Source organism: Rhodoferax sp. BLA1 (assembly GCF_013416775.1).
Lineage (GTDB): Bacteria > Pseudomonadota > Gammaproteobacteria > Burkholderiales > Burkholderiaceae_C > Rhodoferax.
The window spans coordinates 1-17,171 of the sequence record NZ_SZVI01000011.1 but is presented as its reverse complement, the minus strand read 5'-3'; the positions used below and the strand labels follow the sequence as shown (position 1 = coordinate 17,171).

The window sequence follows — 17,171 nt, the reverse complement described above, 5'->3', positions numbered from 1 at the left end:
CTCAGGAGCCCCGGTAGGTGGAATAACTCCAGGGGCTCACCAACAGCGGCACGTGGTAGTGCGCCGCCGCATCCGCCACCCCAAAGTCCAGGTTCACCTGGTCCAGAAAGTTGGGCTCGGGCAATACCACGCCGAGAGCCTTGAAATAAGCCGCCACCTCAAACACCAGACGGTAGGTGCCGCGCTGCAGGCTGCTGGCATCGAGCAGCAGGCCGTCGGGGTTGCGGCCATCGGCATTCAGCACCAGCTGTTTGATCAGGCGCGGTGCACCGGCACCGGTGGCCCACAGCGCCACCGACATGCCTGCCGCCGGTGTGCCGTGCATGGTGTCCAACACATGTGTACTCAATCCCATGGATGTGTCCTCAAAATAAGGTCAAAGTGTATTGGGCCTAAACGACGCAGCTATCATGCCAGCCAACCCTGTCTGACGCTGATTTCACACCATGAGCCACTACAACAGCACCCTACCCTACCCGCGCGATTTGAAGGGCTACGGCCCCAATCCACCCCACGCCCAATGGCCCAACCAGGCCCGCATTGCGGTGCAGTTTGTGCTGAACTACGAAGAAGGTGGCGAAAACTGCGTGTTGCACGGCGACGCGGGCAGCGAGCAATTCCTCTCGGAAATGGCCAACCCGGCCAGTTACCCCGAGCGCCACATCAGCATGGAGGGCATCTACGAATACGGCTCTCGCGCCGGTGTCTGGCGTATCTTGCGCGAGTTTGAGAAACGCGGCCTGCCACTGACCGTGTTTGGCGTCAGCATGGCGCTGGAGCGTTACCCCGAGCTGGTGCAGGCCTGCCAGAGCCTGGGCCACGAGATCGCCTGCCACGGTTTGCGCTGGATCCACTACCAGAACGTTCCCGAAGCGGTGGAGCGTGAACACATGGCACGCGGCATGGAGATTTTGACCAAACTCATGGGTGTGCGGCCGCAGGGCTGGTACACCGGGCGCGACAGCCCCAACACCCGCCGCCTGGTCGCCGACTTTGGTGGTTTTGCCTACGACGCCGACTACTACGGCGACGACCTGCCGTTCTGGATGGACGTGAAAAAAACCGACGGCAGTTTGGCGCAACAGCTGATCGTGCCCTACACCCTGGACTGCAACGACATGCGTTTTGCCCTGCCCCAAGGCTACAGCCACGCCGACCCGTTTTACCAGTACCTCAAAGACACCTTCGATGCGCTCTACGCCGAGGGTGACCCGAATGGCTTGAACGCCCCCAAGATGATGAGTGTGGGCATGCACTGCCGCCTGCTGGGTCGCCCCGGGCGCATCACCGCGTTGCAACGTTTCTTGGACCACATCGGGCAACACGAGCATGTTTGGGTGTGCCGCAGGCTGGACATTGCACGGCATTGGCGTTCGGTGCACCCATATGACGCGGCGGCGGTGGCCTGAGATTTGCTTGAGTTCATGTGCGCCTGATTGATATGTTTTTCGGCCGCTAGCCCTCATAAAACATGGATCAAGTGCTCTTACAGATGTAGCGTTTGGGCTGCATCTGCCGCCGACTTAAATAACCAACACCATGCCCTTAACCCTGGACCAACTCAACACCGCCTCCAAACTAGAGGCCTTGCAGCTGCTCGACGGCCTCTACGAACACAGCCCGTGGATAACCGAGGCGGCACTGCAGCAGCGGCCGTTCCAGTCGCTGGCCCAGCTCAAAGTCCTGTTGACCCAGGTGGTGAGTACGGCCCCGCGCGAAGCCCTGCTGAGCCTGATCCGCGCCCACCCCGAGCTGGCTGGCAAAGCCATGGTCAGCCAGAACCTCACGGCCGAGTCGACCAACGAACAAAGCAAAGCGGGCCTGACGAACTGCAGCCCGGCCGAATTTGCTAAGCTGCAGCAGCTCAATGCCGACTACAACACCCAATTTGGCTGGCCCTTTATCCTGGCGGTGCGTGGGCCACGTGGCACCGGTTTAAGCCGGACCGAGATCGTCGCCACCTTTGAGCGCCGCCTGCGCCACCACCCCGACCTGGAGCTGCAGGAATGCCTGCGCAACATCCACCGCATTGCCGAGATTCGCCTCAACGACAAGTTTGGTCTCACCCCCACGCTGGGCAATGCCGTGTGGGACTGGCAAGAGCAACTGGCCGAGTTTTCGGAGCCTGGCTACAAGGAACAGAACCAGCTCACGGTGACCTACCTGACGGATGCCCACCGCGCCTGCGCCGAACGCATCCGGGGCTGGATGCTGGAAAGTGGGTTCGATGCTGTGTCCATCGACGCGGTAGGCAATGTGGTCGGGCGATATGAGGCGATTGACAAAAATAGTAGCAGCTCGCCCTTACCCAATAAGGGCCAGAGCCCCAAAACACTGTTAACCGGAAGCCACTATGACACCGTGCGCAACGGCGGCAAATACGATGGCCGCCTGGGCATTGTGGTGCCGATGGCCTGTGTGCGCGAACTACACCGCGCCGGGCGACGTCTGCCCTTTGCGATTGAGCTGGTGGCGTTTGCCGAGGAAGAAGGCCAGCGTTTTAAAGCCACGTTTCTGGGCTCCAGCGCGCTCACCGGCAGTTTTGATGCCAGCTGGCTAGACCAGTTGGATGCCGATGGCGTGTCGATGCTGGCGGTCATGCAACAGGCCGGGCTCGGTGGTGCGGACAAAACCGCCGCCCTGCAAGCGATCAGCGCCCTGAAACGTGACCCGGCGCAGTACCTGGGTTTTGTCGAGGTCCACATCGAACAGGGTCCGGTGCTCAACACGCTGAACCTGCCGCTGGGCATCGTCACCGCGATCAACGCCAGCGTGCGTTACCTCGGTGAAGTCACCGGTGTGGCCAGCCACGCCGGCACCACCCCGATGGCCCAGCGCTTTGACGCCGCCTGTGCCGTGGCCGAGTTGGCGCTCTACCTGGAGCAACGCGCGGCGCAGGACGGCGACTCTGTAGCAACCATGGGCCAGCTCAACGTGCCCAACGGCAGCATCAATGTGGTGCCGGGGCGTTGTTGCTTCAGCCTGGATTTGCGCGCGCCGAGTGACCGCCAGCGTGATGCGCTGGACGCGGATGTGCGCGCCACCCTGGCGCAGATCTGCCAGCGCCGGGGGCTGCAGTTCACGCTGCAGGAAACCATGCGCGCCAGCGCCGCGCCCAGCGACGCCCTCTGGCAACAACGCTGGGAGACCGCCGTGGCCGCCCTAGGACTGCCTGTCTACCACCTGCCCAGCGGCGCCGGCCATGACGCGATGAAGTTGCACGAACTGATGCCCCAAGCCATGTTGTTTGTGCGCGGCCAAAACGCCGGCATCAGCCACAACCCGCTGGAATCCACTACCAGTGATGACATGCAGCTGGCGGTGGAGGCGTTTATGCAGCTGCTGGAGCAGGTAGTTTGAAACTTTGGCCTTTGTCTGACTTGGCCGAACACAGCGCAGGCTGTGAAGACAGCCTTGATCCAGCGTTTTTGGCACACCCCGCGAGGCGGGGCCTGTGGGCAGCTTCCTCATACTGGGGTACCAGAAATCGTCAGCCGCCCACAGGCCCCACCTCGCTCGCCGCCCAGGTGACCCGGGCAACCAAGGTCACTCAGACCGAACCGCTCACCAGCCGACTCAGTGAATTGACTTTCGGTATCCACAACCCAAGTAAAACCACCCACAGTTTCGGCGCAGCAGCCGGTGGGGGTGGCCGCCGATTTCTGGTACCCCAGTATGAGGCGGACGCCCCCACCGGCTGCTGCGCAGCGCCTATCCGAGGCGCTAGACCGAGTCCACCCTCGGCGCGCTGAAGCGCCAGCATAAAAACGCAACCGACAACACAACCCACCCAAAACACCCCATGACCACTGAAGACCAACTCGACGCCTGGATTGACGCCCACTTTGACGAACAGGTGGCGTTTTTGCAGCAACTCATCCAGGTGCCCACCGACACCCCACCCGGCAACAACGCGCCACACGCTGAACGTGCCGCTGAATTGTTTGAGGCCATGGGCCTGACAACTGACAAACACCCGGTGCCTGCCTCTGAGGTGCAGTCTGCCGGGCTGCAGAGCATCACCAACCTGATCGTGCGCCGCAGTTATGGCGCGGGTGGCAAAACCATTGCGCTCAACGCGCATGGCGACGTGGTGCCGCCCGGTGAGGGCTGGACACATGACCCGTATGGTGGCGAAATCGTGGACGGCAAGATTTATGGCCGTGCGGCTGCGGTCAGCAAATGCGACTTTGCCACCTACGCCTTTGCCATTCGTGCGCTGGAAGCGGTGGCCAAACCAGCCCAGGGCCAGATCGACCTGCTGCTGACCTACGACGAAGAGTTTGGCGGCGAGGTCGGCCCGGCCTGGTTGCTGGCGCAGGGGTTGACACAGCCCGACCTGATGATTGCAGCCGGTTTCAGCTACCAGGTGATCACCGCGCACAACGGTTGCCTGCAGTTGGAAGTGACGGTGCACGGCCAGATGGCCCATGCCGCGATTCCCGAGTCAGGGGTCGACGCTTTACAAGCCGCGGTGAAGATCCTGAACGTGCTCTACGCCCAAAACGACATCTACCGCGCCACCCTCACCTCGCAGGTGGCTGGCATCACCCACCCGTATTTGAACGTGGGCCTGATCTCGGGCGGCACCAACACCAATGTGATTCCCGGCAAAGTGACATTTAAGCTCGACCGCCGTATGATTCCTGAGGAAGACGCTACACAAGTCGAAGCAAATCTGCGCCAGTTGATTGCCGACACCGCTGCAGCCTCACCCGGTGTCACCGTCGACGTACGGCGCATTTTGCTGGCCCAGTCGATGAAACCGCTGCCGGGCAACCAGCCGCTGGTGGACGCGATCCAGAAACATGGCCAAGAAGTGTTTGGTGAGCCGATCCCGGCACTGGGCACACCGCTCTATACCGATGTGCGCCTGTTTGTCGAGCGCGGCATCCCCGGTGTGATCTACGGCGCCGGGCCGCGCACCGTGCGCGAGTCCAACGCCAAACGTGCTGACGAACATTTGGTGCTCGACGACCTGCGCCGCGCCACCAAGGTCATCGCCCGCAGTCTGCACGAGTTGTTGTGAGCCGTGTCGGTCGGGCGTTCGACATTCGTCAACTAAAATTGACAGTTTCTCACCTGCGGCGCCAACCGTGTCGCAGGTGCTTGGGCCACCTGCCAGCTGCTGCGGCCAGACTTTTGCCAGACCACCGACCTGATGCGCCAAGAACACGAGATCAACCACAGCTTTGGCCGCGAATCGGTCAACTCCACTGAGCGCCGCGACCGCATCCGCACGGTGTTCACCGCCGTGGCCCCGCGTTACGACCTCATGAACGACCTGATGAGTATGGGCATCCACCGCCTGTGGAAGCGCAGATTAGCCCGCTCGGTGCAAGATATCCAGGGCCAGGTGATCGACCTGGCGGGCGGCACCGGTGATGTGGCGCGACTGCTGCGCGCACCTGGGCGGCACGTGACGGTGTGTGACCCCAACCAAGCCATGATGCAGGTTGGCCAGCAACGCCCCGACATGACCGACATCCACTGGCTCGTGGGTGAGGCTGAACAACTGCCGCTGGCAGACGCCAGTGTGGACTTGCTCACCGTGTCCTTCGGGCTGCGCAACGCCACGCACCTGGAGCAGGCGCTGGCCGAGATTCACCGCGTACTCAAACCCGGTGGCCAGTTTGTCTGCCTGGAGTTCTCGCAACCCGCGTTCTGGCTGGCGCCAATCTACAACCTGTATTCCTTTTTGGTGATCCCGCGCCTGGGTGCGCTGGTGGCCCGCGCGCCGATTGCCTACCAGTACCTGGTGGAGTCGATCCGGCGTTTTCCGAACCAGCAGGGTTTTGCCGACCTGATGCGCCAGGCGGGTTTCACAAACATCCGCTGGAACAACCTGTCCTTTGGCATCGCCTGCCTGCACTATGGAACCCGCCCTCAATGAAATCTGAACAGATGCTGGGGGTGCCCTCCTCTCGCCTGCTGGTCTGGTGGACCGCGATCCGCCCGCGCACCCTGAGCATGGCCGCCACCCCGGTGCTGCTGGGCTCGGCCTTGGCCTGGGCCGATGGCGCCGCGCCGCTGTGGCCGGTGTTTGTGGTGACGCTGCTGTGTGCGCTGCTGATCCAGATCGGCACCAACCTGCACAACGATGTGGCCGACTTTGAGCGCGGTGCCGACCGGCCGGACCGCATCGGGCCGTTACGTGTTACCGCCGCAGGCTGGGCCACACCGCAGAGTGTGCGCCGGGCAGCGGCCTTGAGTTTTGGGCTGGCGCTGCTGCTGGGCTTGTTGCTGGTGTGGCAAGGGGGCTGGCCGATTCTGGCCATTGGCATCTGCTCGCTGATTGCGGGCTGGGCCTACTCGGGCGGGCCGTACCCGATTTCACACAGCGCACTCGGTGAGTTGTTTGTGCTGGTGTTTTTTGGCCTGCTGGCCGTGGCTGGCAGCCACTGGTTGCAAAGTGAGAGCACCACCTTGGCGCCCTGGCTGGGTGGCGCGGTGGTGGGCCTGCCTGCGGCTGCGGTGCTGCTGGTCAACAACTACCGCGACCACGAGGCCGACCTGCGCCAGGGCCGTCTGACCCTGGCCACCCGGCTCGGGGACGCTGGTGCAGCGCGTGCCTATGCGGTCATGGTGCTGCTGCCTTTTGGGTTGGTGCTGGCTTTGGCCTGGCTCGGGCACACCGGGGCCATGCTGGCCTGGCTGGCGATTCCCTACGCGCTCAAACTGCTGCCCCAACTGCGCCGCCAGGCCTCGGGCGCGCAGCTGAACCAGCTGCTGGGCGCCACCGCCAAGCTGGGGCTGTTGCTGGGCCTGTTGCTCTCAGCCGGGGTGTTCCTGTGAACCCGGCCGTGGTGCAGACCCTGTTGCCGCTGGCGCTGGCCTTCATCATGTTTTACCTGGGTCTGACCTTGGTGCTGGCCGATTTTCGCCGGGTGGCGCAGCGGCCCAGGGCGCTGCTGGTGGGGCTGGTCGGGCAGATGCTGTTGGTGCCGCTGGCCGGGTTTGCCGTGGCCACTTTTGCCGGGCTGGACCCGGTGATGGCGGTGGGCCTGATTGTGCTGGTGGCCTGCCCGGGTGGGGTCAGTTCGGGCCTGCTCACCCACCTGGCAAGGGGTGACACCGCGTTGTCGATCTCACTCACCGCGGTGACCAGCCTGGCCTCGATGCTGAGCTTGCCGCTGATCGTCAACACCGCGCTGCAAGTTTTTATGGGCAGCAGCCTGACAGCGCAGCTGCCACTGTTCCCGATGGTGCGCAGCATCTTCCTGCTGACCACCCTGCCGGTGCTGCTGGGCATGGCCCTGCGCTGGCAATTTCCGAAGCTGGTGGCGCGGCTGGAGCCGGTGGCGTCCAAGGTGGCCACCACCTTGTTCCTGCTGATTGTGCTGGCCACCTTCTGGGACCAGCGTGCCGTGTTGTGGCAACACCTGCCGACGCTGGGCCCGGCCACACTGCTGCTCAACGCCTTGATTTTGGGCGCGGCCTACCTGCTGGCCACACAGGCCCGGCTGCACCACGCGGACCGCATTGCCATCGTCACCGAATGTGGTTTGCAGAACTCGGCGTTGGGCATTTTTGTCTGCCTGCAATTGCTGGCCTCACCCGCGATGAGCGCCCCCAGCGTGGTTTATGCGCTGCTGATGAATGTGGGGGCGATTGCCTTTGTGCTGGTGATGCGCCTGCGGCGCAACAGCCAGCACATCTCGGCAGCCTAGGACGCTGGATTGGCGCGGCGGCCGCGCCCAAATAAGCGCAGCACCCAGTCGCCAAAGTCATCCACCACGGTGAACACCGCCGGGATCACCAGCAGGCTCAGCACGGTGGAGGTCATCAGGCCACCAATCACCGCCACCGCCATCGGGCTGCGAAAGCTGGCATCGGCACTGCTCCAACCCGCCGCAATCGGCAACATGCCTGCACCCATGGCCAGTGTGGTCATGACAATCGGGCGGGCGCGTTTGTGGCAGGCATCCAGCAAAGCATCGACCCGGCTCATGGGCGCCACCACCGGGTGGCCGTCGCTGCCGTCATGGCCACGACGCGCCACGATGGCGTACTCCACCAGCAGGATCGAGTTTTTGGTGGCAATGCCCATCAGCATGATCAGACCAATCAAGGACGGCATCGAAAAACTCTTGCCCGTCACCAGCAGCATCACAAACGCCCCACCCAGCGAGAGCGGCAAGGCCGTCAGGATGGTGAACGGGTGCAGGAAGTTCTTAAACAGCAGCACCAGCACGATGTAGATGCACAACACCCCCGCCAACATGGCCAGGCCAAAACCAGTGAACAGCTCGCCCATCACCTCGGCATCACCCAGCGCCAGTTGCTTGACACCCGCTGGCAACGCGCGGATCGAGGGCAGCTGGTCCACCGCAGCGGCCACATCCCCCAGCGGCACGCCCGAGAGTTCGATGTCGAAGTTGATGTTGCGCGAGCGGTTGAGCCGGTCAATCGCTGCCGGGCCGTCGGACAGCGTCAGGGCGGCCACCTGGCTCAGCATCACCGGGCCATGGGTGCCGGGCACACTCAGGCGGCCCAGCAGGGCCAGGTCTTGCCGCGCCGCATCACTGAGCTTGACCACAATTGGCACCTGGCGCTGGCTCAGGTTGAGTTTGGCCAGGCCCGAGTCGTAGTCGCCCGCCGTGGCAATCCGCAGGGTTTCACCAATGGCGCTGCTGGTGACACCCAGGTCGGCAGCGCGGGCAAAGTCGGGGCGCACCACGACCTCGGCACGCACTAGGCTGGCACTTGAGGCAATCTGCCCCAGGCCGGGAATGGTGCGCAGGTCTTTCTCGACCGCGTTGGCCGCTATCGCCAGCGCCTGCGGGTCATCCCCACTGAGCACCAGCTGGAACTTCTCGCCACTGCCACCCAGGCCGACCTTGCTGCGCACACCGGGTAGCTCAGCCATGGCTGTCCGGATGTGGTCCTCAATACCCTGTTTGAGCGGACGGTGGCCGCGTTCGGTCAACAACACGGTGAGTGTGGCCTTGCGTACCTCCGACGCACCGCCACCCTGGAACGGGTCGGCACCGGCCGATCCACCGCCGATGGTGGTGTAGACACTTTGCACATGGTCCACCTTCATCAGCAGCAGGCGCGCGGCCTCTGCCGCCACACGGGTCTGTGCCAGGGTGGCGCCCGGTGGCAGCTCCAGGCTGACCTGGGTCTGCGAGTTGTCGTCCGGCGGGATGAATCCCTTGGGCAAGAGCGGAATCAGCAGCAGCGAGCCCACAAAAAAGACACCCGCTGCCGCCATGGTGAGCCAGCGGTGTTGCAGCGCCCAGGCGCTCCAGCGCAGGTAACGCGCCATCCACCAGGGGTCTTTGTGGGCACGCGGGCTGGGTTTCATGATGTAGGCAGCCATCATCGGGGTCAGCATACGGGCCACCACCAGCGAGGCAAACACCGCCAGCGCCGCCGTCCAGCCAAACTGGCGGAAGAACTTGCCCACCACCCCGCTCATGAACGCGGTGGGTAAAAACACCGAGATCAGCGTGAAAGTGGTGGCAATCACCGCCAGGCCAATTTCATCAGCGGCTTCCATGGCCGCCTGGTACGGCGGTTTGCCCATGTGCAGGTGACGCTCGATGTTCTCGACTTCCACAATCGCGTCGTCCACCAGCACACCGATCACCAGCGAGAGCGCCAGCAGGGTGACGACGTTCACCGAAAAACCCAGGTAAGCCATGCCAATGAAGGCCGGCAACACCGACAAAGGCAGCGCCACCGCCGATACCACCGTGGCGCGCCAGTTGCGCAAAAACAGCCAGACCACCACCACCGCCAGAATGGCGCCTTCGTACAACAGCACCATCGAGGCATCAAACTCCTCAGCCACCGGGGTGACAAAGTCAAAGGCCTCGGTGAGCTCCATGTCCGGGTGCTGGGCTTTGAGTTCTTGCAGCGCCAGCTGAATGGCCGCGCCCACCTCCACCTCGCTGGCGCCCTTGCTGCGGGTGACTTCGAACCCCACCACCGGCACACCGTTGAGCAAGGCCGCAGAACGTGGCTCAGCCACGGTGTCGCTGACCTCGGCCACCTGATCGAGCCGCAGCCGCCGACCGTCACTGAGTGAGATCTGCAACTGCGCCAGATCAGCCGCTGTTTTGACACTGACCACGGTGCGCATCGGTTGTTCGCCGCCACCCAAGTCGGCGCGGCCACTGGCGGTGTCTTGCTGCGTCTGGCGCAACTGGCGCGAGATCTCGGCCGCCGTGGCGCCCAGCGCCTGCAGCTTGATCGGGTCCAGCGCCACCGTCACCTGGCGCGTGACCCCACCCACCCGGCTGATGGCACCCACGCCTTTGACCGACAACAGGCGGCGCGTCAGGGTGTTGTCGACAAACCAGCTCAGCGCCTCGTCGTCCATGCTGGGCACCCGCACCGTGAACGCCAGAATGGGTGAGCTGGCCAAGTCCATCTTGCGCACCACCGGGTCGTTGACCTCGGTGGGCAGGTCGGCGCGCACACCTTGCACCGCAGAGCGCACATCGTCCACCGCTTCCTGCGTGGGTTTTTCCAGATGAAACTCAACGGTGATGGACACACTGCCGTCGTTCACTTTGGTGTAGATGTTTTTCACACCCTGCAGCGGGGCCACGGCGTTCTCGAGTTTGCGGGCAACCTCGGTCTCCAGCTGCACCGGTGCAGCCCCCGGCAAAGCGGCAGAAACGATGACCATGGGCAGGTCCAGGTCGGGCATTTGCTGCACCTTCATGGACCGGAAAGACAACAAACCAGCCACACTCAGCAGCACAAACAACATGGCTGCCGGGATCGGGTTTCGGATGGACCAGGCGGAGACGTTCATCTTGAATGCTCCTTATTTGCTAGCTTCTTGCCCAGGTGCTACAAGGGCTGGTGTGCTTTTTTCTTTGGAAGGCGTGGCGCTGGCATCCACCACGCGCACCAGGTCACCCTCGGTCAGAAAACTCACACCACTGGCCACCAGCCGGTCGTCCACCGCAACGCCTGCCAGGATCTCAACCTGCTCACCCAGTCTGCGGCCGGTTTGTACCTTGCGCTGGCTGATCTTGTTGTCGGCCCCCACACGCATCACGTAGCTGAAGCCGTCACGCACCAGCACCGCACTGTGTGGCAGGGTCATGGCGCTGGAGCTGCCCAGCGCAAACTCGCCCCGGGCAAACATGCCGGGTTTGAAAGCCTCCAGCGCGCCCGCTGCCGGTTGGGCCGTCTTGCCTCCCTTGGGGGCAGCCAGGTCCACATACACCAGGCCATTGCGGGTCTGGGCGTCCACCGTGGGTGCCACCATGCGCACCCGGCCCTGGGTCTGGGCGCCGCCCGGGGCGGTGACCAGCACCGGGGTGCCCACGGCCACTTGACTCAGTTCGCTGGAGGTCAGCTCGGCGCGCCACTCCAGACGGCCCTGGCGGATCAGACGGAACATCTCGGTGCCCGCGCCAATGACCGAGCCCACGGTGGCGCTGCGGCTGGAGATGATGCCGGCGTCGGGCGCCAGCACCCGGGTGTAGCTCAGGCGCAGCAGCTGGGTGTCGAGCTGGGCTTTGGCAGATTCCACACGGGCCCGGGCGGTGAGTTCCTGCGTCAAATACTGGTTGATCTGCTGGGCGCTCAAGGCACCGCTGCCCTGCACGGCGCGGGCACGGTCCGCGTTGGCACTGGCCTCCAGCGCGTTGGCGTTGGCCTCATTCAGGGCGGCACGCGCCAGCGCCACATCGGCCTGCACACTCTCGGGCGCAAAACGGGCCAGCAACTGCCCGCGTTGCACACGGTCACCCACCTGCACCAGCAACTCTTGCACCCGCAGGCCGCTGGCCTCGGCGCCAATGCTGGCCTCTTGCCAGGCGGCCAGGTTGCCATTGGCAGTGAGTTTGATCGGCAGCGTGCCAGCGCGCGCCTGGGTCAAAGTCACCGTGAGCGCGGGTTTGCTGGTGGCGCTGGGGGTGACGGCATCGGCCGCAGTGGGCTGTAGGGCCAATAGCACCAGGCCACCGGTGACCAGCAGGCAAGCGGCCATCAGGCCCAGGGTGAGGGGTTTGAGTTGGATGAGCTTCATGACAAAAAATCGTTGGAATACAAAAAGACGGTGGCCGGAACAACGCCGCTTACAAGGCGGTGTGGGTGCGGGCCAGCGCAGGCGTTTGCGTTGGGGTGGACAAGTTGTCGGGCTCAAAGCCGCCACCGACGGCGCGGTACAGCGCCACCCATGCCTGCTGGCGCTCCAGCGCCAATGTCAACACGCTGGACTCGGCGGCCAGCGCGCTGCGCCGGGCATCCTCCAACTCCATCAGGCTGGCCAGGCCTTGGTCAAAACGCTGCTGAGTGGCGGCCAGTGCCTCGGCATACCCTTTGGTGGACACCTCGGCATCCCCCTGGCGGGTCTGCACACTGCGCAGGGTCAGCATGGCCTCTTCCACCTCACGCACGGCTTGGCGCACCTTGGCCTGGTAGGTGACCACGGCGGACTGGTAGGCCGCGTAGGCCGCCTGCACATTGGCTGCGCGCTGGCCACCGTCAAACAGCGGCAGGCTCAGAGCCAGCGGGCCAAACGACCAGGTCGACACCTCGCTGGTGCTGGCGCCGCTGCGCACACGCAGATTGCCAATGCTGCCATTCAGGCTCAAACGCGGCCACTGCTGCGCTTTGGCGCTACCCACCTGGGCGCTGGCCAGCACCACATCACGCTCGGCGGCAAACACATCGGGGCGTTGTGACACCACCTGAACCGGCAAAGACGCTACGGCAAACGTAGCTAACTGCCCTTGCTTCACCTGGGCTAGAGCCAGTTTTTGCCTCAAATCAGGCTCGGGCACCGCGGTCAGCGCCACCAGGGCTTTGACATCAAGTTCACACAAACGGGTCTGCTGGGTCAGGCGGCTGTTGGCCTCGGCCGCACTGGCGCGGGCTTGTGCCGCCACCGACGGCGCCACAAAACCGGCCTGGGCGCTGATGGCGGTCAGACGCGCGGTCTCCAAACGCGAGGCCGCGTCACGCTCGGCCACACCCAGCTGGCGGGTGCAACTGGCAAAGCTGTAATAGGTGTTGGCCACCTCGGCAGCAACCAAGACCCGCGCATCGTGCCACTGGGCCTGGCTGCCTTCCACCTGCGCCTGGGCCGCGCGGCTGACCGCACGGTTCGCACCAATCAGGTCCAGCTCCCAGGCGGCTTGCACCCCGGCCTGCGAGCTGGTGGCCACCGGCACATCGGGCTGGCTGACACCCCGGCTGGCACTGGCCTGAGCGCTCAGGTTCGGGATCAGGGCGGCGTTGGCGGTGGCCTGGTTGGCACGGGTGGTGGCAATACGGCTCACAGCCTGCGCCACCGACGGGCTGGCGGCTTGCGCCGCTTCAATCAGCTCGACCAGCAGCGGGTCACCCTGCTGCTGCCACCAGTTCGACAAAGAGGACACGGTGCCCTGGTGCGGCAACGGTGCCTGCCAGGCAGGCGCCACCACCATCGGCACCTGGGCCGGTGGCATCAGGTTGGCGCAGCCAGAGAGCGCCAGCACGGTGAGGGACAGGCTGGCAAAAGGCTTGATTCTGAAATTCATGGTGAGGGGGGCACAAGGTAAGGCGGCGGGGTGACAGACTCTGCCACGAGGGTTTGGCGGCTTGATGACGTGGCGGATGACACAGCGGGGGACTCTGCGGTGGGGCTCTGGCGACGCCTGGCTTCGGCCTCCACCATCGCCATGCCATAACTGACCAGTCGGTCGCAATACACATCGATCGCCTCGGGCGTCGCCAGCAGCGTGGGCCGGATGGCTGCCACTGCGTCGCCCGCCACATGCGGTGTGATGCCCAAACCCATCAGCGTGAAGGCGAGACGGTGAATGTCGTCATCCGCCTGGGTCAAACCCAGGTGCTGGCACAGCGCCGCCGCCAGCGCAGCGTGGGTCGGTTTGATGTCGGTCTCAATCTCTTCAGCCCACAAACCGGTGGGCTCCAGCATTTCGCGGAAATGCAGCTTCATACAACGCTGCATCGCTTCACCCAGTTTGATGGGCGCCATCACCGCCCGCACCAAACCTTGCAATGCGGTCTCCAAATCAACTTCGGCACCTTCACGAACGTCATTGGCCAGGCGAGGGTTGGTGCGTGGGTCCCAAAACACGGCGCGGTACAAGCCCGCTTTATCACCAAAGTAATAACTGATGGCCGCGACATTGGCGTGCGCCGCCAGGGCAATCTCCCGGATCGAGGTCTTGGCAAACCCCCGGTCGGCAAACAGCACCAGCGCGGCATCCATCAGGCGCTGGCGCGCCTCGATGCCATCACTGCGCACGGCGGTGACAGCTGTGGTTGCTGGCGGCGGTGTCCCGGCAAGCCGGTTGTCGGGTGAGTCAGGCGCGTGTTTCATGCGAGCCATTGTAGCTAGTTAAATCAAACGTTTGATTTAACTAGGTTGCCAGCAGGGTGAAGATTTTCCGTTGAGCGGACGCGCCTTGGGTGGCAGGAGATGGGTAGGGGCGGCGGCCTCATACCGCCAAATGCGCAGAAATCGGCCGCCACCCCTACCCATCCTCTGCTGGCGAGCGCCTGTGGAACTCGAACTGGGGAGTCAAATTCAGCGGTTAGCCAATTGCGGGTAAGCAGCGTGAGCGGAAATACAGACGCATGGTCCACTTGGCTATAGTTCAGACCAACGGCAACGTTGATAGACGTCAACTCGCGACCCAAATTTCGCCAGGATTCATATGGCCGTAGTCGGAGAGAATGACGAAGTCGCCATTGAGTTCAAGAGCACATAAGATGGCATCTACAAGAAAGCCGCATAACCCCTTGGTCGAGTGGACCCACAACTGCATTGCGCCGAGGTGCGCCTAAGATCATGATGCTCACCGCGAACGCTAGACCGCTGAACAAAGAGCCCTTGTATGCCAGCAGCCCACATCTACATCTTCAGCGACGCAAGCCCGACCGACTGGCTGTCCGTAGGGAGTGAAGGTGAGTGGCACACCATTGCGAACCTCGTGGTACAGACAGATCCTCAACTGTTCACAAATGGCTTTGGGGAAGTGACGCATGAGGCGGCACTTCCTGCCGATCCGAAGTACCTCGCACTCATCGATTGCATCAAGCAAAATCTCCCGTCTGGGCAGTTGCGGAAGTGGAGCACAGGTCCGGGTTACAAGGCCCGTTTTTGCCGGGCTGTCACGCTTCTTCCGGCGGGCCTGCAACCGGTGATTTCAGGCCTATCGTTTCAGGAACGCGCACTCCGACAGAGCGAAGCAGCGGTCTTGCAGGCCTACAACCAACTGATCGGGGGAGTAGAAGGACGAGGAATCGGATTCTCCGATTACTTGGACGGACGAGGACGGCGCTGTCTTCGCCATTCGTTCATCAATTGCTTTGGACATCATGAGATATCGGGTCCCGATACCCAGCTCCTCGTCCTGCTGTTGACAGCATGGAGGATTGCCGACCAATACTCCTTTTACTATCGAGAAATTGTTCAAAGCGGACGCTTTGGATTCGATGACCTACTTTGCACCGTTGTGTCGGACAAGTTGAGCGGCGACGATGATGTTCGAACCAAGGCCGAAACAACGCTCCGCAATCTCGTAGACCCTGATCGCGAAACAACACCGATTAGGATAACGCGGTCAACGAAGAGCGATGACTTTTCGGGGGACCTACTTGTTGACAACATTGCGGGTTGGCTCAACACGGCAATACGGGAGCCAAGCGGCGATATTGCTGCTACGACCAGGGGACTAACCGGCAAAAAGCAGCTCGCTGGCTGGCACTACTTAGTTCCATCCGGCAAGGATCTACGTCTTGCCAGTGCCCACGAGGCGGTTGGTGGCGCAGCGACCTAAGTTCGAAATAATCCGCAAAGGCCAGTCATCTGCCGATTTCAAAACTTGGTGGCGTTTCTGGAAATGACACACTCCCCCTCCGTCAGCTAGTTAGGTCCAATGCCAAGCGCGAAATCATAGAATTTGAATAACCACTGTCTGGAAAATTAGGTGCCCTCTTCCAGCCTATAGCCGCCATCAACTTTCATAGACATAACTGTTGAAGGCGAGTGGTGGGGTTGCCGGGCGCAGAACCCATTCGAGTGAAGAGGCAGGCGGCGCACCACACTCAGCGGCAACACCTCAGCGCCCAGCCAACCCAAGCCGTCTCCCGCGAGGGGGCCGGAGAACGGCAACCCCGCCGCCCGCCTGGTGCCACGCAAACCAGCGGTTAAAAAGAACACCATTAACCATAGCTGCCCGCCCTTACTCAACAAGGGAAACAGGCCGATTTGATATCCAGAAGCAAGCCTTTTGAACTCGGCGGCTATAGTGCAGACAGCCAATACGCTTGCGGCGCTGGGCAAGCAGCCCAACAGAACGCAAGACGGGAGTAGCCACTTTTTTTGTTGTGAACAACAACACACTTCATCAAACCGGCTGCTTGCTTGCCCCGCACATCTGCGGGACACATCCAAGTTCGGCCTTGTAGCCTGGAGCCCGAGATGTCAAACCTCAAAATCACTGAAATCAAAGCGTTCGTTCCATCCAAGGATTTCGAGCTGTCCAAACAGTTTTACAAAGATCTTGGATTCACGATGGCCTCTGAAGGTGGCGGCATCGCCTACTTTCATTTTGGCCAGGTCAGTTTCCTGCTCCAGGATTTCTGCGCCGAGTCGTTTGCCGAGAATTTCATGATGCACATCCTGGTCGAGGATGTGCAGGCGTGGTGGGAGCAGGTCCAACAAAGTGGCGTGCTTGAGAAATACGGGGTCCGCGTGACAGCGTTGGAAGATCAGCCGTGGGGCATGCGCGACTTCTGCCTCTACGATCCAGCGGGTGTTCTGTGGCGCATTGGCCAGAATATCGACTGAACCCAATGTGTACTTTTCTGACGCACAACCTTAAACATGGACATGTTTACTAACACGCGCGTGTTTAATAAGGTGGTGCCACAGGCTGCACACCCTGCACCCGCAGCGGCTACACCTTAGCACCCAGCTGACCAACGCCGTCGCCCGCGAGGGGGCCGGAGAACGGCAACCCCGCCGCCCGCTTGGCGCCACGCGAACCAGCGCCTCAAACTACTGCATTAACCATAGCTGCCTGCCCTTATTCAACGAGGGCTAGAAGCCAGTTTGAGGCTATGTCTGAATTAGCTGTTGAAGTTCTGGACAGCAACCCAAAGTGTGGGAGAAGAGCGGTGATGGAGGTGCGACATGAACCAAAGGGACTTCGCCAAACTTCTGAGCCAACTGGCATGTCTGA

Annotated in this window: 13 protein-coding genes; 8 read left to right on the top strand and 5 right to left on the bottom strand. The window is 62.6% G+C overall.

Going from position 1 to position 17,171, the window contains the following annotated elements:
- Position 1: 1 nt before the first annotated feature.
- Positions 2-355: a hydroxyisourate hydrolase gene (gene uraH / locus FDG13_RS12485; RefSeq protein ID WP_180128174.1), complete on the bottom strand. Its 354-nt coding sequence runs from the start codon at positions 353-355 to the stop codon at positions 2-4.
- A 91-nt stretch (positions 356-446) separates the two neighbouring features.
- On the opposite strand from uraH, the gene puuE reads away from it, so the two are divergent.
- From puuE to FDG13_RS12455, 6 genes are all read left to right on the top strand, one after another.
- Complete coding sequence (gene puuE, locus FDG13_RS12480) at positions 447-1,409, top strand: allantoinase PuuE (RefSeq protein WP_180128172.1); 963 nt, start codon at positions 447-449, stop codon at positions 1,407-1,409.
- 130 nt (positions 1,410-1,539) lie between these two features.
- Entirely contained in the window at positions 1,540-3,360 is a 1,821-nt protein-coding gene (gene uraD, locus FDG13_RS12475) for a 2-oxo-4-hydroxy-4-carboxy-5-ureidoimidazoline decarboxylase (protein ID WP_180128170.1), read from the top strand.
- A 442-nt stretch (positions 3,361-3,802) separates the two neighbouring features.
- Positions 3,803-5,029, top strand: a complete 1,227-nt coding sequence (locus FDG13_RS12470) for an ArgE/DapE family deacylase (RefSeq protein WP_180128167.1) — start codon at positions 3,803-3,805, stop codon at positions 5,027-5,029.
- A 132-nt stretch (positions 5,030-5,161) separates the two neighbouring features.
- Positions 5,162-5,893 (top strand): class I SAM-dependent methyltransferase, encoded by a 732-nt coding sequence (locus tag FDG13_RS12465; RefSeq protein ID WP_180128165.1) that lies wholly within the window; start codon positions 5,162-5,164, stop codon positions 5,891-5,893.
- A complete protein-coding gene (locus FDG13_RS12460) occupies positions 5,890-6,795 on the top strand; it encodes a 1,4-dihydroxy-2-naphthoate polyprenyltransferase (RefSeq protein WP_218942719.1) in 906 nt (301 codons plus the stop codon). Before FDG13_RS12465 ends, FDG13_RS12460 begins: the two co-directional genes overlap by 4 nt.
- Positions 6,792-7,670, top strand: coding sequence for a bile acid:sodium symporter family protein (locus tag FDG13_RS12455; protein ID WP_180128162.1), 879 nt, complete (start codon positions 6,792-6,794; stop codon positions 7,668-7,670). Before FDG13_RS12460 ends, FDG13_RS12455 begins: the two co-directional genes overlap by 4 nt.
- Here the strand turns inward: FDG13_RS12455 and FDG13_RS12450 are convergent.
- From FDG13_RS12450 to FDG13_RS12435, 4 genes are read right to left on the bottom strand one after another with little or no spacing between them, the layout of a single operon-like run.
- Positions 7,667-10,771: an efflux RND transporter permease subunit gene (locus tag FDG13_RS12450; protein ID WP_180128160.1), complete on the bottom strand. Its 3,105-nt coding sequence runs from the start codon at positions 10,769-10,771 to the stop codon at positions 7,667-7,669. The two genes, FDG13_RS12455 and FDG13_RS12450, sit on opposite strands and share 4 nt — an antisense overlap.
- Before the next feature lie 12 nt (positions 10,772-10,783).
- Entirely contained in the window at positions 10,784-11,998 is a 1,215-nt protein-coding gene (locus FDG13_RS12445; protein WP_180128158.1) for an efflux RND transporter periplasmic adaptor subunit, read from the bottom strand.
- Between the two features lie 49 nt (positions 11,999-12,047).
- Positions 12,048-13,493: an efflux transporter outer membrane subunit gene (locus FDG13_RS12440; protein ID WP_180128155.1), complete on the bottom strand. Its 1,446-nt coding sequence runs from the start codon at positions 13,491-13,493 to the stop codon at positions 12,048-12,050.
- A complete protein-coding gene (locus tag FDG13_RS12435; RefSeq protein ID WP_180128152.1) occupies positions 13,490-14,302 on the bottom strand; it encodes a CerR family C-terminal domain-containing protein in 813 nt (270 codons plus the stop codon). Before FDG13_RS12435 ends, FDG13_RS12440 begins: the two co-directional genes overlap by 4 nt.
- A gap of 517 nt (positions 14,303-14,819) precedes the next feature.
- Here FDG13_RS12435 and FDG13_RS12430 point away from each other — a divergent pair.
- Both FDG13_RS12430 and FDG13_RS12425 read left to right on the top strand, forming a co-directional pair.
- Positions 14,820-15,764: a hypothetical protein gene (locus FDG13_RS12430; protein ID WP_180128151.1), complete on the top strand. Its 945-nt coding sequence runs from the start codon at positions 14,820-14,822 to the stop codon at positions 15,762-15,764.
- Between the two features lie 644 nt (positions 15,765-16,408).
- Positions 16,409-16,777, top strand: a complete 369-nt coding sequence (locus tag FDG13_RS12425; protein ID WP_180128148.1) for a VOC family protein — start codon at positions 16,409-16,411, stop codon at positions 16,775-16,777.
- Positions 16,778-17,171: the final 394 nt, after the last annotated feature.